The sequence below is a fragment of the Saprospira grandis genome, assembly GCF_027594745.1.
Taxonomy (GTDB): Bacteria; Bacteroidota; Bacteroidia; order Chitinophagales; family Saprospiraceae; genus Saprospira; species Saprospira grandis.
Genome location: NZ_CP110854.1, coordinates 3,961,411 through 3,988,365, shown reverse-complemented (window position 1 = coordinate 3,988,365; position 26,955 = coordinate 3,961,411). Strand labels below are relative to the sequence as shown.

The window sequence follows — 26,955 nt, the reverse complement described above, 5'->3', positions numbered from 1 at the left end:
GGCAGCTCGCTGCTCGCTCGGCCCTGCGGCGCTGCGCGCCTAGGTCTGGCCTGCGGCCACTGCCTACTATCCCTCAGCCAGATTTAATCGCGCTGCTTTGGCCATGGTTTGCTATGAATTTTTGGCTAGGCTAGCTATTTTTTAAGGGCATAGCCTTCGCTATGGTCGAGAAAAATAGGGACGACTAGCGGGAAATTGCTGCAAACTATAAAAGTGAGTGCGTTTAAATCTGGCTATTGCCTGCGGCCCTTCGGGCCTGTAGGACCGCAATTAACGCAAAGAAGGATCTAAGCGAATGGCCTTTTTTCTATATTTATCGGCCTCGGCCAAATTGCCCAAACGCTTATGGCTATGGGCCAAGGTCAAATAAGCTTTAGCAAATTTGGGGTCTTTTTCAATAATTTTCTCCGCCTCATCAATGGCATCTAAAAAGCGGTTGGTTTCAATATAATTGACGCAAATATGATATTGAGCATCAATGAAATAGGGATCTAAGGCCAGGGCTTTTTCAAAATTCTGGATCGAAAGATCATTTTTCTTTTTGCGCAAATAGCTCAGGCCCAAGGCAAAATAGAATTGTTTCTCTTTGGGGTTTTTAGCAATAGCTTGCTCAAAACTTTCGGCAGACTCCTGAAAGCGGTTCAGTTTATACAAGCTACTCCCTAGCTGATAGTAGCTATAAGCATCTTGCATTCCCGCCTCGATACAAGCCTTAAAATAGGCAGCGGCCTCACTATACTTCTCCGCCTGATAATGAATATCGCCTAGGGCCGAATAGGCTTTGGCATGGCCGGGAGTAAGGGCTACGGTTTTGGCAAATTCCTTTTGGGCCTTTAGGCTATTGCCCACCTCTAGGTAATTGAGGCCCAAATTAAAATGCAGGGCGGCTTCATCTTCATGTTTGGCTATGGCTTCTTCCAACACCTCAATAGCTTTTTGGTAATTTCCATTTTTTCGGTACTCACTAGCCAGTTGTCCATATTCGGCCAGATCGTTTTGGATATCCACCTGCAGCTCTCCGCTTTTGTCTAGTTTTTTGGCCGTAGCCAAAGCTTTTTGACTCTCTTTTTTTCGACCTAACTGCATCAGTGTTTTGGACCAATAATAGTAGAGCTCTGCCGATTGTATTTTGGGGGCTAGCTTGGCCAAAAAAGGCTCGGCTTTCTCCATATTATTGCCCAAATAATAGCTAAGGGCCAAATGCTTGGCCAAATCTTTTTTCTTGGGTTGCTTTTGGTAGGCTGTTTCTAGCAGGGCTTGGGCCTCTTCATAGTTTCTATCATTGTAGTAGAGAATCCCTAAATTGTAATTACTATTAAAATGCCGATCATCTAGGGCCAAAGCCGCTTCATATTGCTCAATAGCGGCCGTTCTTTCGCCCAATTGCTGCTCGCAAAGGGCCCAAAGATAATAGAAATCGGCTTGGCTCACTTGGCCCGAAAAGGCCTGCAATTGGCCCCGGGCCTGCTGGTACTCTCCTTTCCGATAAAGGGCCAAAGCAGCATTATATGCCCGATCAGAAGGGCTGCTGCGCTCCTCTTTGATCACTTGCTCCTCTTTTGGGGCCTCTTTCTGGGCCAAATAGCGCTCTATTTGCTCCAAAGATTGCAAGGCTTTTCTATCTGTAGGCGATATATCTAAACTCTGCTCCAAGGCTTTTTTGGCCGCCGCCCATTCTTCTAGCTGAATATAGGTTTGCGATAAATTGAAATGCAAATCAAAATCATGTGGGGCCAGTTTTAGTGCAGCCAAATAGGCTGGCACCGCTTTATCTAGCTGCCCCATTTGCTCATAGCAACTGATCAAACTGCGATGTGCATAGTAAAAGTCTGGAGATTCCTGAATAGCCTGCTCAAAAAGAGGGGCAGCCGTTTCATAGTCTCTACTTTGGTAATAGCTCAGGGCCGTATTATAGGCCTTTATGGCTGCCTTGTTTTGGGCCAATAGCGTTCCGCTAAACAATAACAAACTAATAAGGAGTAACTTGGGCGTCATGGCTTTTGGTTTTGAGTGGCGGGGCAAAATAAAGGGGATATCTAAAATACGTAGTTTTTCCTGTTCTGTTGTTGGCCCTTCCTCCTTTTTAGCTAAATTAGGTAGCTTGCATAGGTACAAATACAGATAACCAACTGATTAGCTTTACCTTATGTAAGCAAATTTAAAGTTAGTCTAAAGTACTCACTGCAAAAGAACAAGCTAGTAGCCAACAAAAGGCCCTCGCTTTTGTTATGGACAAAAATCAACAACTTCTAATCGTATGAGTAAGATCAGTTTAGGCGATAGCCTCCCTGCCTTTCGTTTGCAGGACCAAGATGGGCAGTGGCTCACAGAACAAGACTTTTTGGGCCAGGCTTTGGTCCTTTATTTTTATCCCAAAGATGATACCCCCGGCTGCACGGCAGAAGCCTGCGCATTTAGAGACCAATTTGAGGTCTTTACGGACTTAGGGGCAAAGGTGGTTGGCGTGAGTGCCGATGGACCAGAAAAACATAAGAAATTTGCTAGCAAACACCGCCTACCCTTCCGCTTGCTCAGTGATAGCAAAAAGGAATTACGCAAAAAGTTTGGCGTTCCAGGCAGCTTGTTTGGTCTTTTACCTGGCCGGGTAACTTATATATTTAATGCCGAGGGCAAGTTAATTCATGAGTTTAGCTCGCAATTTAATGCCGTTCAGCATATTGAAGAGGCCTTAGATAGCCTAAAAAAGGAAGCCTAAACACCAAAGGAGCAAACAGTTAACTGTTTGCTCCTTTCCTTTTCCCCTAAGCTCGCTTTCGGTATTCTTTGGGGCTCAGCCCTGTTTTGGCCTTAAACATTCGGCTAAAATAATGTGGATAATTATAGCCCAACTGATAGGCTAATTCACTAATGCTAAACGCTGATTGTAACAAAAGCAATTTGGCTTTTTCGACTACAAATTGCTGTACTTTTTCCTTTACCCCATAGCCTGTTTCTTTTTTGATGAGATCGCTGAGGTAGTTGGCCGAAAGCTGCAATTCAGCCGCAAAGTAGCCCACTGCAGGCTGCCCCTCTTCTGCAAAACGGCCTTCTTGATAATAGGTCTTTAACAACTGCTCAAAGCGGCTGAGTAGATCGCTATTTTGAGCAGAACGAGTATTAAATTGCCGTTGATAATAGCGCTGGCTATACGTCAATAGCAACTGCAGATGGTCCACAATCACGTCTTGAGTATGATCATCTATTCTACCCGCTAATTCTTCTTGAATTAAATCCGCACAGCGATTTAAGATAGTTTGCTCGGCAGCAGAAAGATGCAAAGCCTCATGCACCTCATAAGAGAAAAAATGATACTCATCTATTTTCTGCCCCAACTGCTTGTTGCGGATAAGGTCCGGATGAAAGAAAATCATCCAGCCCGTTCGTTCTCCTTTTTTCTGGCTTTCCTGCATGCTGCTGATCTGCCCAGCCGCAGTAAACAAAAGCACCCCTTCTGAAAAATCATAGCTATTTCGGCCATAATTCATCCCACAGCCCCCATCTTTTAGGGCAATACTATAGAGCTGCAAACAGAATTTTTGCGCCAGTAAGTCTTCGCCAATCTCCCACTCACTAACATCGACCACCGAAATAAGCGGATGCTGAGGAGCAGGCCATCCAGCCATTTTATGCAGCTGGCTAAGAGAATCTATTTCTATAATCATCAGAGACTTATTTTTAAGTGTTGTACTAAGGTCGGGCAAAAAAGAAGAAGAGAAAAACAGAAATCTCGGAAATTAGCACAGAAAACCCTTTTTAAGCGCCCTAAGCAGGAATGAAGCGATAAAAAACGAACCAAAAGGAGTACAATTCCTACTGATCAAGACGCCGTTTTTTTGGGGCCTGCCGCCTACGGCGGCCGGGCCCTTTCAGGGCTCGCAGGTCTGCTCGGCCCTGCGCCAGCAAGCTGGCTAGGTCTGCCGCTACGCGGTACCCTTGCAGGCCCCTAGGCCTGCGGCCCTTCGGGCCTGTAGGATGGATGTATATCCCAGTGGGTTAAAACCCACAGCAACAAAAGCGGCCATACTAAGCGCAATAAAAATGAGCCGATGGTTAAAACCATCGGCTCATATCATTTATAGCAAACAAGGGCTTTAGCCCGCCAGTTTGCATAGACCCACAACCATGGGCTTTAGCCCATGAGCCCAAAACTGCCCAACCGCCGAAGAAAACAGCCAAAAGAAAAAAGACAGTTGAGCGGCCTAGCGATGTGCAGGGGGGGGCAACGGCCAGACCCAGCGGGCGCAGCCCGCGCAGGGCCGAGCGAGCAGCGAGCCCCGCAACGACAACAAGGTCTTTAGACCGCAGTTCGATGACCGAAGGGAGTAACCGCCGCAAGGCAAAGCCGCAGCGGAGGCCCCTAGACCTCATCATAATTAAAAGGATCGCCCCAACCATAAAATTCCTCAAAAGAAGAAAACTCATAACGGGCTATAATTTCAGGCAAGTTATCAACAGCGGTTAATTTAATTACGTCCAATAAATATTCATAAGTCTCCTCTGAGTAGCCTGAAACTCCTCCATAAATATGGGCTTGACCAAGCCAGAACGTATGACATATAGCAGACAAAAAACGCTCTGGCAAAGCTTTGTACTGCTTGTGAAATTCATTAAAATCTTCTTCCTTCAAAAAATCAGCGAAATATTCTGCATCATAGCTTCCCTCATCTTCCATTATTATATCTGGCATTAGCCGATCCGTTTCCTCCATCCAATCATCTAATGTCATACTATTGGTAAATTCTTTCAGTTTACTAATTAGGATTTTTGAAGTAGGACTCTGCTGAAAGACAGGATATTTTGGTAGTTCTATTTCTAGAATACGCAAAGCTATGGCAAAGCGTCCAGCAATAGATATTTTTTTTATTCGCTCTTTTAGTTGCTCATTCATTAGTCTTTTATTTAAATAGTTGGCCAATAGCTCAATCTCCTGAAATCCATTGATAATCTATGAGTCGCACACTATCATCGCCCCGATTGGCTAAGGTCCAACTGCCTTTTTTACCATTTTCAAATAGGCGAAAACCATTATAAAATCGGCCTTTCACGGGCCACTTTCTAGCCCCTCCTAGCTGATTAACTTCTACTAAATAAGCTTGCTTGTCCTCCTTACAAAAGAGATAGATCTTTTTCTTTTCCTCTTTTAAAAAATAGCAGTCCCCACAAGCCTCTAATTTACCTGCATATTCAGCGATAAGCTCTCCATCTGTATCTAAATGTAAAGCGTTATAATGTTTCCCTAACAAAATAAAGCTGGAATCAGTAGAATAGAATTGTGTAGAAGGGTAAGGGTATTTGCAAGTTATATCTGTAAACCCCTCAAAGCTTTTGGTCCAAAGCAACTCTCCATCTTTTAACTTTTTCAAGATTATTTTAGTAGGCTGCTCGTAAAACGAATGCACTTCAACAGCCAACACAATCCCACCATCGGCCATTCTTTCAAGCTGAAAAATAAACAATCCACTCTCGCCCTCTATATCTATATTCTCTGATTCATAACGCTTTTGTTCTTTGCCATCTGCATCAAGAAAAAGAACAATAATTTTTTGATTCAAATTGAAAACTACAGCAAAGCCAGCCGAAGGTAGATCGACCATGTAGGCTGTATGTATATAATTTCCTCTAAAGATCTCTTTAAACTGATGGCTTTCTGTTTGCCGATCCCATTTGCTAAAGTACATGATGCTCCCCCCCTTATTTTTCCCTTCAAACATCTTAGTCCGACTCAGGCTATAAATATTATCTTCTTTCCATACATAATCATCTAGATAATGCCTCTTTACGATAGGAAAGTAAATACGCTCAACAGTATCTTTTCTATTTACTAATAAGACGCCCTTTTCTCTTGAAAGCTGTATCCCTAAACCTTCTGCATAACTTTGTCTCATTCGATAAGCCCCGTAAAGGCCTGCCCAACTCTTATTTTCCCCAATATAAATTGTGGTATCTCTAACAAGCGCCAAGCTAGGCGCTTTCCTTTCTATAGCTTTCTTTTCTGGAGCTTTCTGCTCGCAAGATATTAGCCACAGCAATGCGATAAACATTATAAAGTTACTTGCTATTCTTCCCTTCATGATCTTTAGTTCTATAAATTTAATCCTCAGCGCAAAACCTCAGCCTTGGAGCCCATGCACCGCCAGTAAACAGCCCCTCTTTTCCTTGGTCCACAATACTAAAATCATCTATATTTATAGAATAAAACTGATGTAACAGCGTATCGTAAACTGGAGCATAATAATCTTCAAATTGATCCTTTGTCAAAAAAAATAGCTTTACTTGATAGACATTCTCCACCTTTGTCGAGGATACTACATAAGGCCCTAATAAGGCATAAAGAACAGCTTCTTTCGCCTTGCATTCATGGCAAGTAACGATAAAATCTTCATAAGAAACATACATTATACTGTCCTTTTTATTAAAAATGGGCAGCAAAACTTCATACCCAAGGTCCATATAATTCTTGTCAATCAAATAGAGCGTAGAACTATCTTCTTTTAGCCGAACATCATTACAATACTCGCCCTTTTCATCATATACCGCATAAGACAGCTCTGTTGGTCCCTGCGGCACACAAGCAAATATAGAAAAGATTATAAGTATATATAATATATTTTTCATTTAATCCTAATTACCTTAACTAAAATTTTATTCTGTTTCAACAGATGCTCAAGCGGCTCATTTTGGCGCCAATTTCTAATATCAAATTTCTTACTGCTGTTTCTTTTTTGGGGCCTGCCGCCTGCGGCGGCCGGGCCCTTGCAGGGCTCGCAGGTCTGCTCGGCCCTGCGGGCTTCGCCCTTGGTCTGCCGCTGCGCGGCACCCTTTCAGGCCCCTAGGCCAAGTCGCTTCGCTCCTTTGCGGCGGCTTCGCCGCCTGCTCGCTGTGGCTGCAGGTTGAAACCAGCAGCCATACAACAACCCCATTCTACATCTATAGTGCGGAGAGGATTAAAATCCTCTACCGCTTTGAACAAGGATTATTTTTTCTTCGGTTGTTTGATTTTGTTTTTGTTTCCCCCATAAATTTCATAGGAACCCTAGGGCCAAGGCCCTAGGCTATCGAAAAAAACGCCATCCCCTCATTCGAGGGGATTTTTCTGTTCCACTAGGCTGCATCAGCAAAGAAGGGCTAAAATGTTTATTTATGGAGGGTTTCAACCCTCCATTGAACACAAAAATGTATTCGTTAATTGGCTGTAGGTTTCAACCTACAGGCCCATATAGCAGGCCCCTAGGGCCGCAGGCCTAGCGATGCGAAAGGGGGCGGCAAAGCCGCAGACCAAGGCCGTCAGGCCGCAGGGCCGAGCAGACCTGCGAGCCCTGAAGCGTAGCGCCGCAGCTTTGCTGCGGAGGCCCAAAAAAATAAAAAAAACAGTTCCTAAATCCCTATCTTTTAAGGAGAAGAAGCATTAACTAAAAAAGCCCGCACCAAGGCTAGGTTTTTGTGCATCTAGCCCAATAGACCGTTTAGTAAACTCATTTAATCCTCTGCTTATGAAAATCCTTAGTTTTTCGGCCCTGGCCCTCCTTTTTGCCTTTGGCTTCTATTCTTTTAGCCAATTGGGGCAAGATAAAGAAGAAGGCCGAGCCAATTATGCCAAATTTCTGGCCCAATTTGAAGAGCAAGCCCTGCCCCTACAACTGAACCAGAACCAATGGGAAAGCAGCGAGGCGCAGCGAGAATATGAAAGAGACCTCTGGCAAAATATTTCAGGTAAACGCCTCGGTAGAGAGTTTTCGGCCTTTATTCCAGGCCTAGATGATGGCATGATGAGCCGTATGGGCCCCGACCGCTATCAGTCGCAAGCTTTGGTGGCCCAAACCGAAAACTACGACCTACTGCTCTATGCTATTTTGCCCCCCTTCCGCGCTAATGAACGCTGGATCTTGGCCGCTTATAGCAAAAAAGGCGAACTGATCGACGAGATGATGGTGGCCACTAACCGCTACCAAAAACAAGTTGGCGCCCTGATTGCTGAAGATGGCGCTATCGTTTTGACCGAATGGAACCGCAAACTAGAAAACGAACGCTACAGTTATACCGAAGCCGATAGTAAGCGTTTTGTAGTAGCCGATAATGGCGAGTTTGTCCAAGAACTAGGCAATGAGCTCAACCGACAGCCCAGAAAACAAGAACTACAACAAGTTCAACAAAGCTTTGGCATGCGCTAATTGCTGCCCCCTAAGCCTATAAAAGCCCCCAGATGCAAGCATCTAGGGGCTTTCTGTTTATAAATTGGCCCTTAAAGTGAGGATGATGTTTTGCCCTGGGGCCGAAATCCCCGAAGCATAAGGCCGATAATGCCAATCTAAAAGGTTTTCTATCCCCAATTGCAACTTCCATTTGCTGCTCAACTCATAGGCCGTATAAAAGTTGATGACAAACCAAGCAGGGGTTCCGCTAGGTAAGGCTTGGTCCAAATTTTCCGAACTCTCATCCGCATAATCTTCTAGGCGCTTGGGGCCATTAAAACGAATATTGCTCTGTAGACTAAAGGCCTTTTTATGATAATGAAAGCTCCATTGGCCATATAAGGGCGGAATATGCGGCAGGGGCTGGGGCTCCGCCTCTGAGTAGTCGATCCCCTTCGTATAGACCAAACTCCATTTGAAAAAGGCAAAATTATTGAGCTCATAGGCCAAACTGGCGTGTAGGCCCCAAACTGCCCCTCGACCAATATTGACCAGGGCCTGAATGTTCCGAAAACGCCCATCATAATACATGCTATCCTGCCCATTAATGCTGTATTCTTGCTGTACAATAGCATCAAAAAGATAGTTGTAGTAGACCGTACTGCTAATTTTGAGCTTCTTGGCAAACTGCTTCGATAGGCCCAACTCCATATTAAGGGATTTTTCTGGACCAATCTCGGCATTGGGCACCGTAACATTATCTCCCTTGGCCCGCAACTTGGCCATATCATCAATATTGGGCGTCCGGAAGGCCGTAGAGGCTACCGCCCGCAGCTGAAACTGCCGACCCATATCCCAACTTAGACCCGCACTAGCCGTTAGGGCATGGGTCTGCAAACTCAAATCTTGATAAGGCAAACTATAAAGTAAGGTATCCAAGTAACTAGCCGATAAGGAGGTATAAGTGTAACGGCTCCCCAAAATCAATTTGGCCTTTTCTTGGGCAAACTTCAGGCGATAACTGCTATACAGACCAAAATTCCCCATCTGGCTGCCCCCATCGGGGTAGCGGGTCCCCAAGCCCCTGTTCGATTGCTCTCCCGTTTCAATATTCTCCGTAAAAGCGGTCGATGAGACCCAGTTGTGGGTCCATTCGGCCCCATATAATAGCTCCTGTTTATTGCAAATCTTCCGCAAAAAGTCCGCATTTAAGGTCAAGACATAAACCTGCTCGGCTTGGGTTCTGCGTAGGGGGTCATTAAACTTTCGGCTAATCCGCTCTTCATCAATTTTCTGAAAAGCGGCCACCAATTGGCCCTGCCCCAACCAACGACTACTATCGCCCTTGATATTGGCCCGCAAGGCAGAGAGTAAGCGCTTTTGTGGACCATAATTCCATTCGGCATACTCCAAGTTTTGCGAGATAATTTGCCCATTGCTAAAGCTCACATCGCCCTCTGTCAGTTGGTCGTAACGGGGCACATCGGTCGAGGTCGAATACTGAAAATTATACTCAAAATCTAGGCGCTCATTATAGCGGTACCGCAGTTTTTGCATCAGGTCCATTTGCCCATAAGCGCTCCCCAATTGCACATTGGGATTTTCGTTAATCCGAATCAGGTCTTGGCCTAATTCCTCATCTCTTTCTACATAAAAATAACGGTTCCAGTAGCGAGCCATGCTGCTATCGGCCTTGTACCGCCCCGCCCGAAGATCGCCGTATTTAGAAAAGCTCAGGCTGCTGAGGCTGGCCCAACGCTGGCCCGACCAATGGATGTCGCTATGCAAACGCCGCTCTAAATTGGCCGTCGAAAAGCGACTGTAGGCATGTATATGCCAGGCCTTGCCCTGCTCCTCCAAAAATCTAGGCGATTTGGTCTTGATGTACATTACGCCCCCCAAAGCATCGGAGCCATAAATGGTTGAGGCGGGCCCATGATGCAGCTCCACCCCTTCTATAATAGCCGGGTCAATCGTGATGATATTCTGCAAATGCCCCGCCCGATAAATGGCGTTATTCATCCGTATGCCATCCAAAACTATCAGGACCTTATTGGCCTCAAAGCCTCTAATGATCGGACTTCCGCCCCCCATCTGAGAGCGTTGCACAAAGACCTCCCCAGAGTTCTCCATCACCCCAGCCGTGGTCTGTGGCTGCAAAATCTCAATCTCTTTTTTATCAATTAGCGTTAGCTGCGAAGGCACTTCCCGCAACGGTTCTTCTCGCTTAGAAGAGCCCTGCACCAAGACCTCAATCAGATCAATGGGCCGCCTTTGCAGCAGCAAACGCCCTTTTTTGGCCTTCAACTCAAAGTAGTCGCCATAATAGCGATGATAATTCAGATGCGTAATGAGCACAAATTGCCCTTCTACAAACGAATCTAAGACAAAAAGGCCCTTTTCCGAGGAAAACAAAGGCGCAGAGAGCAAGCCTCGGCCCGCCTCATCCAAAATCTGCAATTGGGCATTGGCCACCGCCTGTCGACTATCCGCATCCAATATATATAGGCTATCTTGGGCCAGCAGTAGGTTGGCATAGGCCAAGGCAAAAAGTAGAAGTAGCTGTTTTTTCATGCTGTTTTTTTTGGGGCTGCCCCTCGCCTTTGGCTCGGGTCGGGCTGTTTCGCAGCTCGCTATTCGCTCGGCCCTTCACAAAATTCGCTTCGCTCATTTTGTTTGGTCTGGCCCTTCGGGCCACTGCTGTCCATCCCTCAGCCGGCTCGAGAGCGCTCCCTTTGGTCGCCCAAAAGGGCCTTTGGCCCAAGCTCGTTCCGCCTAGCGAATGGACCGCAGCTGCTCTGCTGATAATTGTTCTAAATAAACCGATTGCAGTTCATAAAATAGCAATTGGCTGTCTTGCATTTTGGGCCAAATTGGGCGCAAGGCCTGCAAACTTTGCTCAAGTTCGGCTAAAGAACAAGCCTCAAAGCGAATTTGATCACCCTCGTACAGATAATGTCCACCAAAAAAGCCCTCGGCTAAGACCTTATAGCGCCTAGGACCCAGTTTTTCATGGGCCAGAGCAGTAGCTAGAAAATCGGCCTCCGTCTTTTTATTGAGCAAATAGAGTAACTCCCCATTTCGGAAACAAGCCCCCCAATGAAAAATGGGCAGGGCCAAGTCCATGGGCAAAGGATAAGTAGAAAAGTTTTCTAAATAGGATTGGGCCAGTTCTAGATCCAAAATGGAGTTATCGGTTTCCCAATCTCGCAAAGCGCCCATATTATAAAACATCAGTACGGCTCTATCGGCTGGGGGGATGCCTGTCTTTTGTTGGTATTTTACTTGGTGCAGCCGCAGGGTAACCGACAGCCGCAGATCGGTCCCCAGTTCCTTTTTGAGCAACTTTAAAAACATAAAATAAGGGGCCTTGGTTTTCAGGCTCCAATCACAATCTATCTGTACTTCCTTAAAGGCCAAGCGGGGCGGGAGTTTTTCTTCATAGGCCCGTAGATAATTGGCCAGTTCTCTGGCCAAGACCTCCAATTGGCCCGGCTTATTTTGTTGCAAAAAGCTGCGGTTGGTAATAAAGACCACCGGCCGCAGCTCTTCCCAAATGGCTGGGGGCGAAAAATCTTTGGGCAACTGCAAGTTGGCAATAGGGAAAATGCCCTTTTGGCCAGGCACCCAATCTAAATCGGCCAAATGCAAATAAATGGTTTTGCTGCCCAGCGCTTGCATTGCTTGGGTTTCAGCTTCGCCCCAACTCCAATTCATCTTCCAATGGTAGAAATGTCGCTCTTCCCATTTTGGGCCAGAGGGTTGGCAGGCCAAAAGGAAAAAAAAGGGTAAAAACACCATCCACTGCTTTAGTCTTCTTCGCATGCCTCTTCTTCTATTTTGATGGGCTCGGGATACTCCTGTTCTAGACGTTTACAAAAAGCCTGAATCTTTTTTCGGCTCTTCAAGACGGCCAAAATACAGCCTTGCGGCCCCACTAAGAGTAGGCTGCCTGGGCTCCCCAACTCCTTTAGTTTTGGCAACTGATAGGCTGCGGCAAAACGAGGCTGTTCGGGCAGGCGATCTTGGTAAAGGCCAACAAACTGGCTGCGCAAACGGGCAAAAAGGGCCAACTCCTTAGGCGCTAATAAATCTACGGGATTGGCCCCTAGGCCCAAAAGGAGAAAACCCTTTTGCTTGATGGCCCAAAGTTTAGTTTTTCGCTCAAAGGCATCTTCTAGGGACAAATTGGGCAGCAAAGGATTTTTTCGGGCCGCTAGGCGCTGGGCCCAAAAGTCCGCCCCTCGCCAATACTCCTTCAGTCGAGACCAAAAAGAGGCTTGCTTTTTCAATAGCTCTTTTTGCAGGCCAAACACCTTTTGCCAATCGCGGCCCTGTTCTTCTTCCCAGGCAGCCAAAAGCGGCTCTTCAGCCAAATAGCCTGCTTGTATATAGGCCAAGCGCCAGAGCAGATTGCCCATTTCTTCCCAAAACAGACTGCTTGTGAGGCCAAAATAAGCAGGCAGATGATGGGCCAAAGAACCCAAAACAAAAAGGCGGCCCTTTCGCCAATTCTTTAGGCGATAAGCCTTCGATAATTTTTTTTCGCTTTTTAGGGCTGGGCCAGGGAGCAAGCGCTCCTCCTCTTCTGGGCTCCAATCCTGACCATAAAAGCGGTAGTGGAGGTTTTGGCCATCATCCTCTAGGGTGTAGGCTTTTTGGCCCAAAAGGAGAAGTTCTCTTTGGCGTTTTTTGTTTGTAGATTTTAGTTGATAGTGTTGGAGCGGCTTTTCTAATTGGGGCAAGGCTTGCTGCAAGAGCTCAAACTGCTCTATATATTTTTCGGGACAGCCCTTAGAGAGAATTAGGTAGCGGCAGCGAATCGCTTGCAGCTCCATACCAGCTTGGCTATGCCAGCAAATAAAACTTTCTTCCTCTTCTTCTATTGCTTCTAATTGGGCCAAGGGAAACTGCCGCAATTGGGCCGAGCTAGGCAGCCGCAACTTTTTTTCGCCCAAGGCCTTCATCTGCTGATGAGCAAAGGCTTTGCCGCGGCGACTTTGGACCTTATACCCCCAATCCTTCATTTTTCCTTCCTCCTTAAATTGCCAGAGAAAAAACTGAGCAGCAGGGCGCAGCAAAGCGAGTTCGCTTCGGCTAGATGGAGCTTTAAAACAAAAAACAGAGAGGCCCAAGGCAGCAGCATAAGCACTGAGCCATTGGGCCAGTTCGTCCTCCATCAGGAGGCCTATATCATAAACAGTAGATTCTTCTTTCAAGCTATTCTTTGGCTTTAGCCTCCAGCTCCTCAATAAACTGACGGAGTTCATCAGAAATTCTAGCTGGACGTTTTTTCACAAAGTCGAACATCACAATACTACAATGGGCCACCACCGCCAAATAGCCTTTGGCGCTATACATTTCGGCCCGCATTTTTAGGCTGCTATTGCCCATTTCGGTCACCCCTAGTTTTACTTCTAAGGTATCGGGATAAGTAACAGGGGCCTTATAATCGGCTTGTAGGCTAGCTACAACGGGCTGGACGGGTCCTTTGCCTTTTTCGCCAGTCATGAGGTCTTCAAAGTACTTGACCCTAGCGGTTTCAAAATAGCGTAAGTACTGTACATTGTTCACATGGCCAAAGGCATCCATATCGCCCCAGGCGACGGGCTGTTTCCAGATTAAAGGAAGCTTGCTCATAATACAATTGATTTTAGTGAGCTCAATGATACATTAGGCTTAGCGTCCTTCAAAAATGTTGGTTGTTTTTTGGAGAACTTTAATAATCACATACCAAACAATGGCCCCAATAAGTAGGCTATACCAAAGTGGCGACATATTGAGCCATTCTTGGCTACTGATATAGCTGCCGATGGCTTCAAAGATAAAGAAGACCAAAAAGAGGTTGAGAATACCGGCTTTTTCTTGGCGAATAATCTTGGTCCAAGAAAAGGGATAATCGGGTTTGCGCCATTGGCTAAATTTGGGCCAGAAGGCAGGAGTTTTGGCCGACCAATCGGTATAGGCTTTTCCGTATTTATCAATCAAAAAGGCTTCTTCGGCGTACATGATGCGTTCGTAGTAGACCCAATACATAAAGATAAAGGCCATAACGAACCAAAAATCTTGAGTGAGGCCAGCTAGGCCCAACCACATAAAGAAATTGCCCAAATAGAGGGGATGGCGGCAGCTAGCGTACCAGCCAGAACTATTGATATGGTCGGCAATTTGGCCCTCGGCGGTATTGCGGCCCGAGGTATTGGGGGCGGCATGGCCAATAGCGTGCATACGGATAAACAGGCCGATCAGGGAAACGGCTAGGCAGCCCCATTTATAGTATTCGGCATAATTAGGATCGATTAGCTCCTCATAGTATACATTATATACATAAGCGCCCAGGCCCAAGACAATAATCACTAAAGGGAGGTAACTGCGGTGCTTAAAGAGGAAATCGCCCTCTGTTCTTAGCTCTGTTTTTAAACTCATAGTTTGCTTTATTTTCGCCAATTTTGGCCTAGTGGCGCAAAGCTAAGAAAATCTAATAAAAAAAGGGGGCTTGGGCTATACTTTTGCGGCAGACAGGCGGCGAAGCCGCCGCAGGCTGAGCTGCCGAAGCAGGGCCGCCCGGCAGGGCGGCAGACCAAAGCCCGTAGGGCTGCAGGGCCGAGCGAACAGCGAGCTGCGAAGTGGAGCGACCCGACCGCAGGGAGGGGCAGCCCCAAAACCTCTTCGAATAGAAATCTATTTAAAAACTTATTTGTATTTTCGGCCAAACGAATCATTGAATATGCAGAAAGTACAACTTCCGTTTCCGATTATATCGCTTTATTTGGCGGGGCAAGCCAGCCCTATTCGCATTCCTTTGGCCGAGCAAGATTATTTATCTTTGGAGCGGGAGGAAGATTTGCGTCAACATTTTCAGCAGCGTTTCCAGGAGGCGGTCATGAAAGAGGGGGAATATCTTTTTATGGCGGACTATGAGTTGCCGGAGGATTTTGAGTTGGCAGAGACGACCTTATACTTTGATCATCCGAGTTTTGAGGAGCGTTTGGACCTGCAGGCCTTTCATTTGCGCTTGCCTTATTTGCGTCGGCAGCAAGAGCAGGGCTATTGGTTGATGTTGCCTCAGTTGGGTTTGGAGGGTTTTGCGGCTCGGGAGGAAGATATTCCGCAGCAGCTCAAGCAATTGGTTGAAATTGATGTGCTTCGGGCGGGTCGCTTGGAGTATGTGCAGGGCTTAATGCCTTTATTTTGGGCCGAAAAAATGAGTTTGCAAAAGGGCAGCGTTGACTTAATGGCCTACAATCTCAAGGAATTGGCCGAGCTCAAGGAAAAGCAAGAAAACAACCTCTTGCCTCAGGCGGCCAGTCTTTTGCCCAAGGCCAAAAAACAGCAACTTTGGGGACATGCCTCGGCTTTAGAGGAGCTTTTGCAACTTTTGCAGCAAGAGGGGCAATCTATTTTATTGGTCGGGCCTTCGGGAGTGGGGAAATCTACCCTTTTGTTGGAAGCGATGCGGAAGCGGAAGGCCAAAAAGCCTCAGATTTGGCGGACCACAGCGGCTCGGCTCATCAAGGAGCTAAGTGGGGAGAGTGGTTGGCAGGAGAAGCTGCATTTATTGGTGCAAGAGCTACGGCAGGCCCAAGAAATTCTGTATGTAGAGCATCTGCTTTCTCTTTTTGAGGTGGGGCAATACTCGGGCAGTGACTTAAGCATGGCCGAGCTAGTTCGCCAGTATTTGGACCGGGGCGAAATTCGCCTAATTGCCGAATGCACAGCGGAGGAACTTGCGCTGATTGAGAGTCGGAGTCCTTCCTTTTTGCAACATTTTCAGCGCTTGGAGCTTTTTGCGCCCAAGGGGGCCGAGCTCAGCGCAATAGTGAGTGGAAAAATACAGCAGAAGGCCAAAAACATGGGCCTTAAAATCTCTTCTGAAGCCATTGCAGAAGGCCTGCGCTTGCAATTGCGTTATCAGCCCTACTCGGGTTTTCCGGCCAGGAGCATTCGTTTTTTAGAGAGTGTATTGCAGCAACAAAAAGAGCAGGGCGGAAAAGTCAGCCGCAGCCAAGTGGTGCAGGCCTTTTGTCAGGAGAGCAATATGCCGGCCTTTATGGTAGACCCTGAAATCAAGCTAGATCCATTTGCTTTAGAGCAATTTTTCAGAAAGCAGCTCTTTGGGCAGGATGCGGCCATAGAGAGCCTAAGAGATGTTTTGGCTTTGGTTAAAACGGGCCTCAACCGGCCTGAAAAACCTATTGCCTCTCTCCTATTTGCGGGCCCTACGGGAGTTGGAAAAACGGAATTGGCCAAGCTACTAGCCGACTATATGTTTGGCAGCCGAGAGCGGATGATTCGTTTTGACATGAGTGAATTTTCTTCGCCTTATGATGTCATGCGTTTAATTGGGACCGACTTCAACTCGGATGGTTTGTTGAGTTCGGCTGTTCGCAGAGAGCCCTTTTCGGTCCTGCTTTTTGATGAATTAGAGAAAGCCCACCCTTCCTTCAACGACCTTTTGCTTCAGATTTTGGGCGAAGGGCGGCTTACAGACAGTCGGGGGCAATTGGTCAATTTTTGCAGTTGCATCATCATCATGACCTCTAATGTGGGGGCTGCAAAAATGCAAAACAAACGCATTGGTTGGGCCGATCAGCTGTCTAATATGGAACTGCAGCAGCATTTTGAGCAAGAACTACAAAAGTTTTTCCGTCCAGAGATTTACAACCGTCTCGATCGGATTTTACCCTTTCAGCCTTTGGGACAGGAACTGATGCTCCAATTGGTGGAAAGAGAACTGGCCTTATTTAAGGAGCGGGAGGGGCTGAAGCGTCGGCCCATTGCCCTAAGCTGCTCTATGGCGCTTAAAATCCGCCTAGCCCAGGAGGGCTATCAGCCTAAATATGGAGCTCGGGCCTTGCAGCGGAGGATGCGTAGTCTGCTCTATTTGCCTTTGGCCGAAGAGCTCAACAAATATGGGCCCGACGACCGTCTGGATGTTTTGGCCGACTATGCCCCCAAGGAGCAGCGAGTGGTCTTTCAACTCAAGGCGCAGAGTCAGGAATTTAGTGCGCTGATTGAACAACTGAGTCAGGGGCAGTATATGGATTTTGCCAGTGAGTTGCGCTACGACTTTCATTTGCTCAAAGAAGGGCAGTTTTTCATCCAGCTAGAGCGGCAACTAGAGCAAATTCGCAGAGAGCAGGCCGAACAGGAACAAGCCAATGCGGCTCGCTTCCTGAATAAGGGCAGCCAGCTCTTGGCCGAAATTCAGCAAAAGGGAGAAGAAATTGATGCCTTAGAAACCGAAATGGCCCTTTGTAGCTTGGGTTATCGGAGCTTCAATCGGCAGCGACATCAGGCCCTAAAAGATTGGGAAAAAGCCTTTTTTGAAAGCAAATTATCGCTCTATCGTTTGATGGACCAGCAGGCCGATCAACTGACTTTATCTATATATAGTACGCCTGAGGCCTTTAGCGACCTTCGGCTTCCCCAATTTATTGCTCAGGCCTGCTATGAGGAGGGCTTTCAGTTAGAGATGACCGCTATTTTGGCCCCCAAACAAATAGAAAAGCTAGAGGAAGAGGTTTGGCTAGATGCTGCCGCTTATCAGGCCCTCGAACAGTCTGAACTTTTGGAGGAAAAAGAAGAAAACGGCCAAAATTATTATAAAATCCGCCTTAGCCAATACCAATACCTAGAGCGTAGGCTACAACAGCTAGAAGAATTGGACCAGCTCGATAGCTTGGGTCGACTATTTGCCTTGCGCCTGAATATTCAGGGGCCTGGCGCTCGCCTCTTCTTTGCCCATGAGTATGGCCTGCATGCCCTAGAGTACGATTTGGATAAATTTCATTATTACTATTTGTTGCAGGGAAAAGACCAAAGCGAACTGCCCGAAGCCCCACACCGCATGAAGGTTCGCTCGCTTAGCCGTAGCCCCAAACGCAAATATCGCCTTCAGCGCATAGAGGATAGCGAATTTCAGCTCTCTAAACAAGAAGTCCCCAAAGAACAATACTTTCAACAGCTATACAGCATCTGGAAGCAGCTCTTTAGGGACCATATTGAGGCCTTAATGCAGTAGGCTTAGCGGCGCTTTTTGCGCATATAGCCCGGAAAAAGATTGGATTTGCCCTTTTTAGTGCGCTTGGCACTGAGCTCTTTCTTCTTTTTCTTTTCTACCTCTTTTTTGTTGTTGTATTTCCCCTTGCTTTTTAGGGCCGTTTCTCTGGCCTTGTCATCGGGGTTGGGGGTGCTAAAACCGGGGTCAATACCGCCATAAGCAGGGCAAGAAGGACCTCGGTTGCAACTTTGCAAACCGCTAGAAAGAATAAACAGAAAGGAAATGGCGATCAATAAATATTTCATAAGTTGGTCAATTTAAAGTAAATTTAAGAATGGCTGTGGCAAACATTTACATCGCCCTGCCGTTTGTAAAAAGTACGTATATTTAATCAAATAGAAAAACGGATTCTTCATGAAGTACCTATTTGTTTCGGGCCTAGTATTTTTTGGCCTCGCTTTTAGTTTTTTTGCATTCAAACCCAACAACGATATGGCTAAGATTTATGATTTTAAGGTAGAAACCATTGACGGAGAAGAGGTTCAGCTCAGCCAATATAAGGGCAAAACCCTACTGATTGTCAATGTGGCCAGCAAATGCGGCCTCACCCCTCAGTATGAAGAGCTACAGGCGCTCTATGAGGAATACAAAGATCAAGGGCTCCTCATTTTGGGCTTTCCCGCCAATAACTTTATGGGCCAAGAACCCGGAAGTAATGAGGAGATTAAAAGTTTTTGTCGCCTAAATTATGGGGTCGGCTTTCCCATGTTTGCCAAAATATCGGTCAAGGGCAAGGATATTCACCCTTTGTATAGCTACCTCACGCAAAAGTCAGAAAACGGGGTCCTCGATGCTAAAGTGCGCTGGAACTTCCAAAAGTTCCTCATTTCGCCAGAAGGCAAGCTGTTGCAGTCTTTTGCCCCTAGAGAAAAAGTAACCGAAAAAGAGGTGCGCCAAGCAATTGTTGCCGCCCTTCCCCAATAAGCAGTTCTCCAACTGTTTTTTTACCGCTTAGCTTTTTTAGGCTAGGCGGTTTTTTATTTGGGGCTGCCCCGCCCTGCGGGCGGGTCGGGCTGTGCCGCAGCTCGCAGGTCTGCTCGGCCCTGCGGGCTTTTTCGCTGCGCTTCAAAAGCCCTGGGTCTGGCCTTCGGCCACTGCTATCCATCCCTCAGCCGACGGCCCTTCGGGCCTTTTAGGGGGCGCCTTAGGCAAAATCTTTGGAGCGCTTCTTCTTGCAAAATGCAAAGAAGCATTATCTTGAATCTGCCTATTTTATTCCTTATTGAAACCTCAAAAAAATGAAAAACGCCCTAAGCGCCCTTTTCCTCCTACTGTTTGCGGCCCTGCTGCTAGGCAGTTGCAGTACAAGAAAATCTGTTTACTACTATCAAATGCGTTGCCCCGACCTTTATATTCCTGATAGTTTGGACCAAGTTTTAGTTTGGAACCGCGCTTTTAGCAAAAAAAAGGGCAATCAACTTTTACTCAACACCCTAGAGGGCTTAGCCTCTGGCGAAAACGTGGGCGATGACCGACAAGCCGCCAAAGGCATCCTGCAAGGCCTAGAAGAAACCCTAATAGAAGAACGAAAAAGAAAACAACAAAAAATAGATACCAGTTATGGGCGGCTACAACTCAGTGGCGAAATTCCGCCCCCTTTGCCCGATAGCTTTCTGCGGGCTTTGGCCAAAAAGGGACAACTACTAGCCAGTTTAGATATGGTAGATAGTGACCAAGAAGACCCCCACACAGAATATGCCCGCAACGGTAGTCAGGGCCGAGCCCCTAGGCCCACAGCCACTAACCAAATTTACCTAAAAGTTTGTTGGCGTTTATATGACCTTGAGCGCCAAGAAGTGGTAGACATTTGGCGGTCCGAGAAACAGTTTAGTGGCAGCTCTACAAGTAGCGACTATGATGTTCTAGGCCAAATTATTTCGCCTTGGAAAAACAAAAAAATGAAGTCTCAGGGCTATCGCTTGGGCCGACAATACGCCATGCGCATTTGTAGCACGATGGTCCAAAAAAGACGCTATATTTACCATAAAGGGCATAAAGAGATGAAAGCCGCCTATAAATTGGTCAAAATAGGCGATTGGGATGAAGCTGCTAAAATTTGGCGGCAGCAACTAGAAACCAATGAGCAAAAACTTCGGGGTCCACTCCTATTTAATTTAGCTGTTTATGAAGAGCAAAAAGGAGAACTCGCCAATGCTGAAACCCTAGCTCGAGAGGCCTTTTTCCTCAATGCCTTTCAGCCAGCGAGGGCCTACTATAAATGGTTGGCCGAGGAACAAAAACGGATTAAGAATTATCTGTGGCAGCAGGAACTACCCTGGCCCAACTAGCCCAGGGACCATCATAACTAAGGCTTAATGCTATAAGCGAGGAGCCTGTCTTTTTTGTCCAAAAAGGCAGGCCCTTTTCGTCTTTAATGAGCTGGCCCGGCCCTAAATGCTGGACCAACTCTTCTCGCAAGGCCGCCGAGCGCAAGCGAGGCGATAAGGCAAGCGCTGGCCAATGATAGACCTCATAATGAATTTGAGATAATTGAGCAAGCTGCTCGGCGGCTTGGGCCCAAAGGTAGCCTTCTGTTTGCTTGAGCGATAAGTAGATATTCCAAAGGGGACAATAAAAGTAGCCATCGGCCCTAGCTTGCAGGCTAATTTTTTTGGGGTAATAGCCCAGAGGGGCTCCCAAACGAAGGCCCAATTTATAGGCAGCCTCTTTCATGGCCCAGAGCTGGGCAAAAGCCAAAAATGGCTGGGGCGCCTGCCCCAGCCATTTTTGTTCCTCTAGGCTACAAACCTTATCCAATCGTCTGGCCCAGCGGTTGCTATGCAGCTGCTCCAAAGCAACGATATCTGTTCCGAGCATACTAAGCGGGCTGAATTAAAGCTTGAATGATATCCACAGCAGCGCCTACAGTCATCATCTTTTCGGCGGCCTCATCATCAATCTCAATATCAAAGGCATCTTCTACATCTAGGATAATATCTACCAAATGCTGTGAATTGATTTTGAGGTCATTCATCAAATGAGTGTCCTCTTGAGCGGCTTCAAAAGCAGCTTGGTCCTGAACATAAGGCGCCATAATTTCTTTTAGGGCGGCAGTTAATTTTTCTCTTGTCATGATTAAAAGTTGAGGAAATGGAAAAATAAGCTGGCGGCGGGGGGCTAGATGCCCCCCAAAGCCAGATGGCCTAGCGATGTGCAGCAGTGGCCGAAGGCCAGACCGAAGCCCGAAGGGCTGAAGGGCCGAGCGAATAGCGAGCTGCGGAACGTAGCGCCTGCCGAAGGCAGGAGGCCCCTAAATAACAGCGAGCTACGAAACGACAACAAGGCCTTTAGGCCGTCTTCGACGACCGAAGGGAGTAACCGCCTGCCGAAGGCAGGAGGCCCCTAAAAATTGAGCTGAAAGCTCAGCACAGGCAAAAAGCCCGTATTGGGATCAAGGACAATTGTTTGTAGATTTCGGTCATATTCCACCGATCTCCAGTTGTCTGTTTTATTGGTGGTATTCTGAATATCGAGGCCAATCGTATAAGAAAAGTTTTTGAGATCTTTACGGTAAGCCAGGCGAGTATCGAGGCGAAAATAAGGGGGGAAACTAGCGTCAAAAGCGGCTTCTTGGTCCTCCACAAAGGCGCCCAATTCTCGAGAAGCCTCGATATCGGCTTGGGGGTGGTGCAAGCCACCACGGAAAAAGGTTTTGACCCCTAATTGCAGAACGCCTCCATTTTTAAAGACAAATTCCTTTGTAGCCATTAGGCTGCTAGAGAAGCGGTTATCTAGGCGGGCAGAGCGATAATCTTGCTCCCAAGCCTTGAAGGTAGAACGGAAAGCCGAAGCCGTAAAGAGCATAAAAAAGCCCTTGCCAAAGAACTGTTCTAGGGTGAGGTCGACCCCATAATTTTGGCCCTTTCCTTCCGAGACCATGGGGATCGTGCCATAATTATCGCGAAGATTATAGAACCAGAAATTGCTATTTGGATCTGTAGAAATGGGCACATTATAGAGTTGCTGAAAATAGCCCTCGGCCTGCAGGCGAAGCTTGGGCGTAAGCATTTGTTCTAGGCCCACAATAAGATGATGCGCCCTTGTAAACTTAAGGTTTTTATTGGGCTGATAAAGGGCGCCATCAGCCCCTTCAAAGCTCAGCATATAGGTACCAAAAGGCTGCATTTTTGAGTGCAGGCCATAGGCAAAAGTAAACTTCGTATTTTGGCTCAATTCGTAGCGCATAGAAAGGCGGGGATCGAGGGCCCAGTCCTGATTGAGGGCCAAATACAAGAAATGAGCCCCTGCGTTAATCGTAAATTTCTCGTTGAGATGATAACTAGCCTGAGCATAAGCCTGCTGGCTAAAGGCCGTGCCTAGCTCGCCCTCCCCATCAAAGGTAGGAATATCGCCCAATTGAGCGGGGTCAAAATAGGCTTCGGTCAGTGGGCGGCGGGGACCAGGAGTAAATTGGCCCAAATAATTTTGGTAGCCTAAGCTATCGCCTTGAAACAAGCCATATTCTAGGTCCCAGAGGTGGTAGGTACTAATCAAGCCCGCTTTGATTCGCAATTGTCGATTAATTTTTCGGCTATAGACCCCATGCCAGCTAAACTTGGTCGTGAGGAAATTATTGCGTTCTAGCCAATAAATAGAGTCGGCGGCAACTGTGGGCTCGACCTGATAATCATTGAGGTAATTGGTCCCTACCCCAGCAGACATCTTAAAGAAAGACTTATCGTCAATTAGTCGGGTATAGGTAGTTCCCAAAACGCCCATATTGGTAGTATTGGCATCCCAGACATAATCTAGGCTATTTTGCCAGCGGTCTTTGGGGAGCATCCACCAGTATTCTTGGCTCAAACCGCCCATACCAAAGATGGTAAAGCGATTTTTATTTTTTGGGCCAGAAAAGTAGAGGTTAAACGAGAGGTCTTGAAAGGTATTCGAGGCATTTTCTCTAACCACATAGAGTCCTCCTTTGGCCAAAAGGCCCATAGTAGAATAGCGGTAATTGATGAGATAAGAACTTCTGCCTTTTTTGATTGGACCTTCAGCGGCAAAGTCAATACCGATCAGTCCCGCTCTAAAGGTATACTCTCGTTTTTCTAGGTTTCCTTTTCGGAAACGCACATCAAAAACGCCCGAAAAAGCATTGCCATATTCTGCGGCAAAAGCGCCAGTACTAAAATCAGAATTACTCAAAAGAGAAGCGCTAAAGACCGTAATTCCGCCCCCAGTAGTTGCTGGTCGGGCAAAATGGCTAGGGTTGGCAATATCAAGGCCTTCTACTCGCCAGAGCACCCCCACCGCAGAGTTTCCTCGGATGATGATATCGTTTTCGGTATCTTGGTTGGCTTGTACACCTGGGAAGGCCATCACCATCCGCCCGGGGTCATTGATAGAAGCCGCATAGCGCTCTGTTTCTTCTACAGAAAAAGAGCGGGTACTGACCACCGAAAGCTCGTTAATCGCTTCATTTCCGCTACTAGCTGCGGCGGCGGTGACGGTCACCTCTCCCGTTTCTTGAACTGCCTCTAGCAGTTCAATATCTAGGGTCAATTCTTTGGCGCTAGAAATAATTAGAGGTTTACTAAGAAAGGGTTCATAGCCTAAATATCGGGCTTCGATTTGTTGGCGGCCAAGAGGGACTTCTAATCTATAGAAGCCGTCAAAGTCGGTAACTGTGGCTAGAATAGGATCACTTTCAAAGAGGAGGACCGTAACGCCAACTAGTGGTTGTTTGCTCGTTTTATCAAGGACACGGCCTCGAATTTCTTGGGTATTTTGGGCCCATAAAGTGGGGAGCATAAGGCCCATAAAGATGCAGAGGTTAATCCAGCGCATAAGTTATAAAGCTTGGGTGAGATAAAAACTTAGGGTTAAAAGTACGTTTTTTAAATCTGCCTAGAGACCTAAATTTTAGTTTTTAAGGGAAACAAGTTCAATTTCTAGTCGTCGTTCTCTGGCTGCGGCAGGCGAAAAGATCGATAGTTGGGGTTGGTCGAAGCGATCATTTACTGTTTTTGGGGCTTGGCTTTCGCCCAGAGGCAAAGATTTGAGTTGGAGTTGGCCGCTGGCATAATAAGGCGCTAGGGGGCCTGCCTCCCAATTATTGATCAGGGCATCTAAGCGCCTTTGGGCCAAGTTAAAATTGTAATCCGTCCAAGAACGAGGCGAACAATAGGCTCTTAGGGCGACTTCTACCCTAGCCCCTGTTTGCAAAAGGGCCAGCAATTGTTCTTCAAACTGCTGTAGTTGCTGATAGTTGGCGCTAGCCTGCGCTTCAAACTGTTCCCAGGCGGCCAAATTGGCGCTATTTTGTTGGCGATAGCTAGGAAAAAGCTGCGCATAGCTCCCCCAAGATTGCCGATAAGTTTGGCTAGCCGATAGGGCAAGGCTATTGCTATCGGGTTCGTCATTATGAAAATAGAGGGCTAGGGGTAAAGATTGCTGCAAGGCCGTGAGGAGTTCCTCTTCTTGGCTGGGCCCTATTGGCTGGGGCGGTGCTGGACTATCTAGTTGGACCAAAAGCGGGGGCTCAGTGGGCTCAGTGGGCAAAAATCGACTAGTTTCAAATTGATAAATATCGGTGCAGCAAACGGCCTCCTTCAATTGCTGCGAGCCCTTTCGATTAGAAGCAAAATAGCCACTGCTATCGCCCTGATTAAGATAAAAATAGAGCTCATGGGCGGCAGAGTTCAGGCCTGGCCCCAAATTAAAAACGCTATCGCTACTGGCGCAAAAGATATCTAAACCGCCATAGCCCGCCCAAAAGTCTGAGGCAAAAAACAGACTATCGCCTCGTCTAAAAGGAGAAAGCTCTCGGCCGGGGCTATTTATTTCGGCCCCCAAGGAACCAAAGGCAAGCACAAGCGTATCCTCAGCTATTTTGGCCCAATAAATATCTTCCTTTTGTTGGGCCGTTTGATGAACAAAATACAGGTAGGCCGAGTCCTTGCCAAAGGCATAATAATGCGGTTGGCTCGAGCGATCGGGCAAACCTTTTAAGGCTTTGGGGAGCGAAAAACGGCCATTTTCCTGCAAATAGCTATAGGCCAAATAAGAGCTACTATCTTCGATAATCGTAAGGTATCGAGAAGCAAAGTTTTTGCCCCAACAACTGGCGCCTAGCTGCTTTTGCTGACTAATTCGCTCATCTTGCTGGGCTTTTTTTCCTTTTTCCCGCTCTCTATACAATTGGCTGCGAAAGGCCATCTCAGCATTTTTTTGTCGCAGGGCCGAAAACTGCAGGCGGTCCAAACTATCCGGATAAGCCGCATAATCTGCCGAGGGGCCGTTAATTTTTGGCCCCATATTTTGGCAGTTCCAATCTTCATCCACAACTTGCGCCTCAATCATCGCCAGCCCCTTTAAGCACTGCTGCAAATGCGCTTTTTCATAGGGAGACAGCTGCTCTGCGGCTTGTTTTTCCCAGGCCTCTTGGGCCTGCTCATACTGCCCAGACTGCTGCAGGCTCAGGCCATAGCAATAATAAAAATTTGGATACTCTTCGGCTTTTTTCTCCGCCTTTTGATAAGCGCTCACGGCCTGCTCATGGGCCAAAGCGCCAGCCAAAGCCCGAGCATAGGCCCAATAAATATCGGCTTGGGGTTTGCTTTGCAAAACCGCCTCATAATAATAAATAGCATTGTAATAATCGGCCCGATCTAGGGCTGCCTGAGCGGCCTTTTCATAGGCTTTTAAGGATTGTGCCCAAAGCGGCAATCCCCAAAATAGGAAGAGAACAAGTATAGGGTACCTCATCTTTTTTTAGGAAAGATAATGAAGTTGCTCTAGAACTAGATAGTCTGTTTGTTTTTTTGGGGCCTGCCGCCAAAGGCGGCCGGGCCCTTGCAGGGCTCGCAGGTCTGCTCGGCCCTGCGCCAGCAAGCTGGCTGGCTCTGCCGCTGCGCGGCACCCTTACAGGCCCCTAGGCCGTTTGGCCTTCGGCCATGGACTGCAGGTTAAAACCAGCAGCCAATTTAGGTACAGCAGAGCCCGCTCCTAAGCAACAATTGGCCTGCAGCTTAAAAGCCGCAGGACCTGAAAACCGAATAGCTCCTTTCCACAAACAAAGCAGGGGCTTTTAAGCCGCTGCGGCGAGAAAGATGAAGGCCCAACAAGATTGGCTGCGGCCTTTAGGCTGCAGATAGCGGCAAAGCCGCCATGGCCGAAGGCCAAACGGCCTAGCGATGTGCAGGGGTGGCCGAAGGCCAGACCAAGCGGGCGCAGCCCGCGCAGGGCCGAGCGAATAGCGAGCTGCCGAACGTAGCGCCGCAAGCGTAGCGCAGCAGAGGCCCCATATTAGATTAAAAAATTTGAGTATATCGACTTAGGATTATTCAGCCACTCTAAAAACATTCCTAATCGTTTTGGCTGCTTGTTCTGGGCGTTAGGCTTATTTTTGGTTGGTCCAAAGCAACAACATCTATGATCAAGCCTGAGAAAGCAAAAAAGTAATGTATCGCCTCTCTCCCATCTGTAGCAGCTGCAAAATTTAATCTATTGGATTTCAACAACTCTATATAAGCTGATTCTTTTGCCCAAAAGCAAAAATCTGAACCTTTTATTTGTCCTGAAACAGCCCAGTACTTGCCAGCAGTAAGAAAAAGAGATTCTTCTGTTGTCATGCTAGACAAAATACGGTCTATATCAATGACAGCCCTATAATTCTTGGTATACAAGCTAATCTTAAAACTCTGTCCAGATCTGTGAATAGATTCTATATAGAGATCATCAAGATAATGCTTATCCGTTTCATCTATAAAATCTTGACTAAGCCCTTCAAATCTATAGGGTTGAAAACCATTTAAATTCATG

General features: G+C 47.0%; 21 protein-coding genes. 5 read left to right on the top strand and 16 right to left on the bottom strand.

Going from position 1 to position 26,955, the window contains the following annotated elements:
* Positions 1–270: 270 nt before the first annotated feature.
* Positions 271–1,995: a tetratricopeptide repeat protein gene (locus tag OP864_RS15710; RefSeq protein ID WP_270099099.1), complete on the bottom strand. Its 1,725-nt coding sequence runs from the start codon at positions 1,993–1,995 to the stop codon at positions 271–273.
* Positions 1,996–2,257: 262 nt separating this feature from the next.
* Here OP864_RS15710 and OP864_RS15705 point away from each other — a divergent pair, with 262 nt between their 5' ends.
* Positions 2,258–2,716, top strand: coding sequence for a peroxiredoxin (locus OP864_RS15705; protein ID WP_270099098.1), 459 nt, complete (start codon positions 2,258–2,260; stop codon positions 2,714–2,716).
* 46 nt (positions 2,717–2,762) lie between these two features.
* Here OP864_RS15705 and OP864_RS15700 read toward each other — a convergent pair whose 3' ends face one another.
* The 4 genes from OP864_RS15700 to OP864_RS15685 form a co-directional block, all read right to left on the bottom strand.
* Positions 2,763–3,662, bottom strand: a complete 900-nt coding sequence (locus OP864_RS15700) for a helix-turn-helix domain-containing protein (protein WP_270099097.1) — start codon at positions 3,660–3,662, stop codon at positions 2,763–2,765.
* 695 nt (positions 3,663–4,357) lie between these two features.
* The gene (locus OP864_RS15695; protein WP_270099096.1) at positions 4,358–4,888 is read right to left on the bottom strand and encodes a hypothetical protein; all 531 of its coding nucleotides are present in this window, start codon (positions 4,886–4,888) and stop codon (positions 4,358–4,360) included.
* A 31-nt stretch (positions 4,889–4,919) separates the two neighbouring features.
* Complete coding sequence (locus OP864_RS15690) at positions 4,920–6,071, bottom strand: hypothetical protein (protein ID WP_270099095.1); 1,152 nt, start codon at positions 6,069–6,071, stop codon at positions 4,920–4,922.
* A 19-nt stretch (positions 6,072–6,090) separates the two neighbouring features.
* Positions 6,091–6,567 carry a hypothetical protein gene (locus tag OP864_RS15685; RefSeq protein WP_270099094.1) on the bottom strand — a complete coding sequence of 159 codons (477 nt, stop codon included), beginning with the start codon at positions 6,565–6,567 and terminating at the stop codon, positions 6,091–6,093.
* Positions 6,568–7,490: 923 nt separating this feature from the next.
* Between OP864_RS15685 and OP864_RS15680 the strand changes: the two genes are divergently transcribed.
* A complete protein-coding gene (locus OP864_RS15680; protein ID WP_270099093.1) occupies positions 7,491–8,168 on the top strand; it encodes a hypothetical protein in 678 nt (225 codons plus the stop codon).
* A gap of 57 nt (positions 8,169–8,225) precedes the next feature.
* On the opposite strand, the gene OP864_RS15675 is transcribed toward OP864_RS15680, so the two are convergent.
* From OP864_RS15675 to OP864_RS15655, 5 genes are all read right to left on the bottom strand, one after another.
* The gene (locus OP864_RS15675; RefSeq protein WP_270099092.1) at positions 8,226–10,703 is read right to left on the bottom strand and encodes a TonB-dependent receptor; all 2,478 of its coding nucleotides are present in this window, start codon (positions 10,701–10,703) and stop codon (positions 8,226–8,228) included.
* Between the two features lie 201 nt (positions 10,704–10,904).
* A complete protein-coding gene (locus OP864_RS15670; protein ID WP_270099091.1) occupies positions 10,905–11,954 on the bottom strand; it encodes a hypothetical protein in 1,050 nt (349 codons plus the stop codon).
* Complete coding sequence (locus OP864_RS15665; protein ID WP_270099090.1) at positions 11,939–13,348, bottom strand: hypothetical protein; 1,410 nt, start codon at positions 13,346–13,348, stop codon at positions 11,939–11,941. The genes OP864_RS15670 and OP864_RS15665 overlap by 16 nt, the downstream gene beginning before the upstream one ends.
* Before the next feature lies 1 nt (position 13,349).
* Positions 13,350–13,769, bottom strand: a complete 420-nt coding sequence (locus OP864_RS15660) for an acyl-CoA thioesterase (protein ID WP_270099089.1) — start codon at positions 13,767–13,769, stop codon at positions 13,350–13,352.
* A 39-nt stretch (positions 13,770–13,808) separates the two neighbouring features.
* Positions 13,809–14,555, bottom strand: coding sequence for a methyltransferase family protein (locus OP864_RS15655; protein WP_270099088.1), 747 nt, complete (start codon positions 14,553–14,555; stop codon positions 13,809–13,811).
* 301 nt (positions 14,556–14,856) lie between these two features.
* Between OP864_RS15655 and OP864_RS15650 the strand changes: the two genes are divergently transcribed.
* On the top strand, positions 14,857–18,153 hold the full coding sequence (locus OP864_RS15650) for an AAA family ATPase (protein WP_270099087.1): 3,297 nt from the start codon (positions 14,857–14,859) through the stop codon (positions 18,151–18,153).
* A 2-nt stretch (positions 18,154–18,155) separates the two neighbouring features.
* Here the strand turns inward: OP864_RS15650 and OP864_RS15645 are convergent, their stop codons facing one another.
* A complete protein-coding gene (locus OP864_RS15645) occupies positions 18,156–18,437 on the bottom strand; it encodes a hypothetical protein (RefSeq protein WP_015694233.1) in 282 nt (93 codons plus the stop codon).
* 109 nt (positions 18,438–18,546) lie between these two features.
* Here OP864_RS15645 and OP864_RS15640 point away from each other — a divergent pair, with 109 nt between their 5' ends.
* Together OP864_RS15640 and OP864_RS15635 are read left to right on the top strand one after the other, a co-directional pair.
* Entirely contained in the window at positions 18,547–19,116 is a 570-nt protein-coding gene (locus tag OP864_RS15640; protein ID WP_270099086.1) for a glutathione peroxidase, read from the top strand.
* A 314-nt stretch (positions 19,117–19,430) separates the two neighbouring features.
* A complete protein-coding gene (locus tag OP864_RS15635; protein WP_270099085.1) occupies positions 19,431–20,480 on the top strand; it encodes a DUF6340 family protein in 1,050 nt (349 codons plus the stop codon).
* Here the strand turns inward: OP864_RS15635 and OP864_RS15630 are convergent.
* The 5 genes from OP864_RS15630 to OP864_RS15610 form a co-directional block, all read right to left on the bottom strand.
* Complete coding sequence (locus OP864_RS15630) at positions 20,437–21,009, bottom strand: 4'-phosphopantetheinyl transferase family protein (RefSeq protein WP_270099084.1); 573 nt, start codon at positions 21,007–21,009, stop codon at positions 20,437–20,439. The two genes, OP864_RS15635 and OP864_RS15630, sit on opposite strands and share 44 nt — an antisense overlap.
* 1 nt (position 21,010) lies before the next feature.
* The gene (locus OP864_RS15625) at positions 21,011–21,265 is read right to left on the bottom strand and encodes an acyl carrier protein (RefSeq protein WP_270099083.1); all 255 of its coding nucleotides are present in this window, start codon (positions 21,263–21,265) and stop codon (positions 21,011–21,013) included.
* A gap of 269 nt (positions 21,266–21,534) precedes the next feature.
* Positions 21,535–23,979, bottom strand: coding sequence for a TonB-dependent receptor (locus OP864_RS15620; protein ID WP_270099082.1), 2,445 nt, complete (start codon positions 23,977–23,979; stop codon positions 21,535–21,537).
* Between the two features lie 75 nt (positions 23,980–24,054).
* Positions 24,055–25,899, bottom strand: a complete 1,845-nt coding sequence (locus OP864_RS15615) for a tetratricopeptide repeat protein (RefSeq protein ID WP_270099081.1) — start codon at positions 25,897–25,899, stop codon at positions 24,055–24,057.
* Positions 25,900–26,498: 599 nt separating this feature from the next.
* Positions 26,499–26,954 carry a hypothetical protein gene (locus tag OP864_RS15610; RefSeq protein ID WP_270099080.1) on the bottom strand — a complete coding sequence of 152 codons (456 nt, stop codon included), beginning with the start codon at positions 26,952–26,954 and terminating at the stop codon, positions 26,499–26,501.
* Position 26,955 lies beyond the last annotated feature (1 nt).

Coding starts and splice junctions, on each gene's coding strand:
- OP864_RS15710 (WP_270099099.1), bottom strand. CDS start 1,995: ATGACGCCCAAGTTACTCCTTATTAGTTTGTTATTGTTTAGCGGAACG.
- OP864_RS15705 (WP_270099098.1), top strand. CDS start 2,258: ATGAGTAAGATCAGTTTAGGCGATAGCCTCCCTGCCTTTCGTTTGCAG.
- OP864_RS15700 (WP_270099097.1), bottom strand. CDS start 3,662: ATGATTATAGAAATAGATTCTCTTAGCCAGCTGCATAAAATGGCTGGA.
- OP864_RS15695 (WP_270099096.1), bottom strand. CDS start 4,888: ATGAATGAGCAACTAAAAGAGCGAATAAAAAAAATATCTATTGCTGGA.
- OP864_RS15690 (WP_270099095.1), bottom strand. CDS start 6,071: ATGAAGGGAAGAATAGCAAGTAACTTTATAATGTTTATCGCATTGCTG.
- OP864_RS15680 (WP_270099093.1), top strand. CDS start 7,491: ATGAAAATCCTTAGTTTTTCGGCCCTGGCCCTCCTTTTTGCCTTTGGC.
- OP864_RS15675 (WP_270099092.1), bottom strand. CDS start 10,703: ATGAAAAAACAGCTACTTCTACTTTTTGCCTTGGCCTATGCCAACCTA.
- OP864_RS15670 (WP_270099091.1), bottom strand. CDS start 11,954: ATGCGAAGAAGACTAAAGCAGTGGATGGTGTTTTTACCCTTTTTTTTC.
- OP864_RS15660 (WP_270099089.1), bottom strand. CDS start 13,769: ATGAGCAAGCTTCCTTTAATCTGGAAACAGCCCGTCGCCTGGGGCGAT.
- OP864_RS15655 (WP_270099088.1), bottom strand. CDS start 14,555: ATGAGTTTAAAAACAGAGCTAAGAACAGAGGGCGATTTCCTCTTTAAG.
- OP864_RS15650 (WP_270099087.1), top strand. CDS start 14,857: ATGCAGAAAGTACAACTTCCGTTTCCGATTATATCGCTTTATTTGGCG.
- OP864_RS15645 (WP_015694233.1), bottom strand. CDS start 18,437: ATGAAATATTTATTGATCGCCATTTCCTTTCTGTTTATTCTTTCTAGC.
- OP864_RS15640 (WP_270099086.1), top strand. CDS start 18,547: ATGAAGTACCTATTTGTTTCGGGCCTAGTATTTTTTGGCCTCGCTTTT.
- OP864_RS15635 (WP_270099085.1), top strand. CDS start 19,431: ATGAAAAACGCCCTAAGCGCCCTTTTCCTCCTACTGTTTGCGGCCCTG.
- OP864_RS15630 (WP_270099084.1), bottom strand. CDS start 21,009: ATGCTCGGAACAGATATCGTTGCTTTGGAGCAGCTGCATAGCAACCGC.
- OP864_RS15625 (WP_270099083.1), bottom strand. CDS start 21,265: ATGACAAGAGAAAAATTAACTGCCGCCCTAAAAGAAATTATGGCGCCT.
- OP864_RS15620 (WP_270099082.1), bottom strand. CDS start 23,979: ATGCGCTGGATTAACCTCTGCATCTTTATGGGCCTTATGCTCCCCACT.
- OP864_RS15615 (WP_270099081.1), bottom strand. CDS start 25,899: ATGAGGTACCCTATACTTGTTCTCTTCCTATTTTGGGGATTGCCGCTT.
- OP864_RS15610 (WP_270099080.1), bottom strand. CDS start 26,954: ATGAATTTAAATGGTTTTCAACCCTATAGATTTGAAGGGCTTAGTCAA.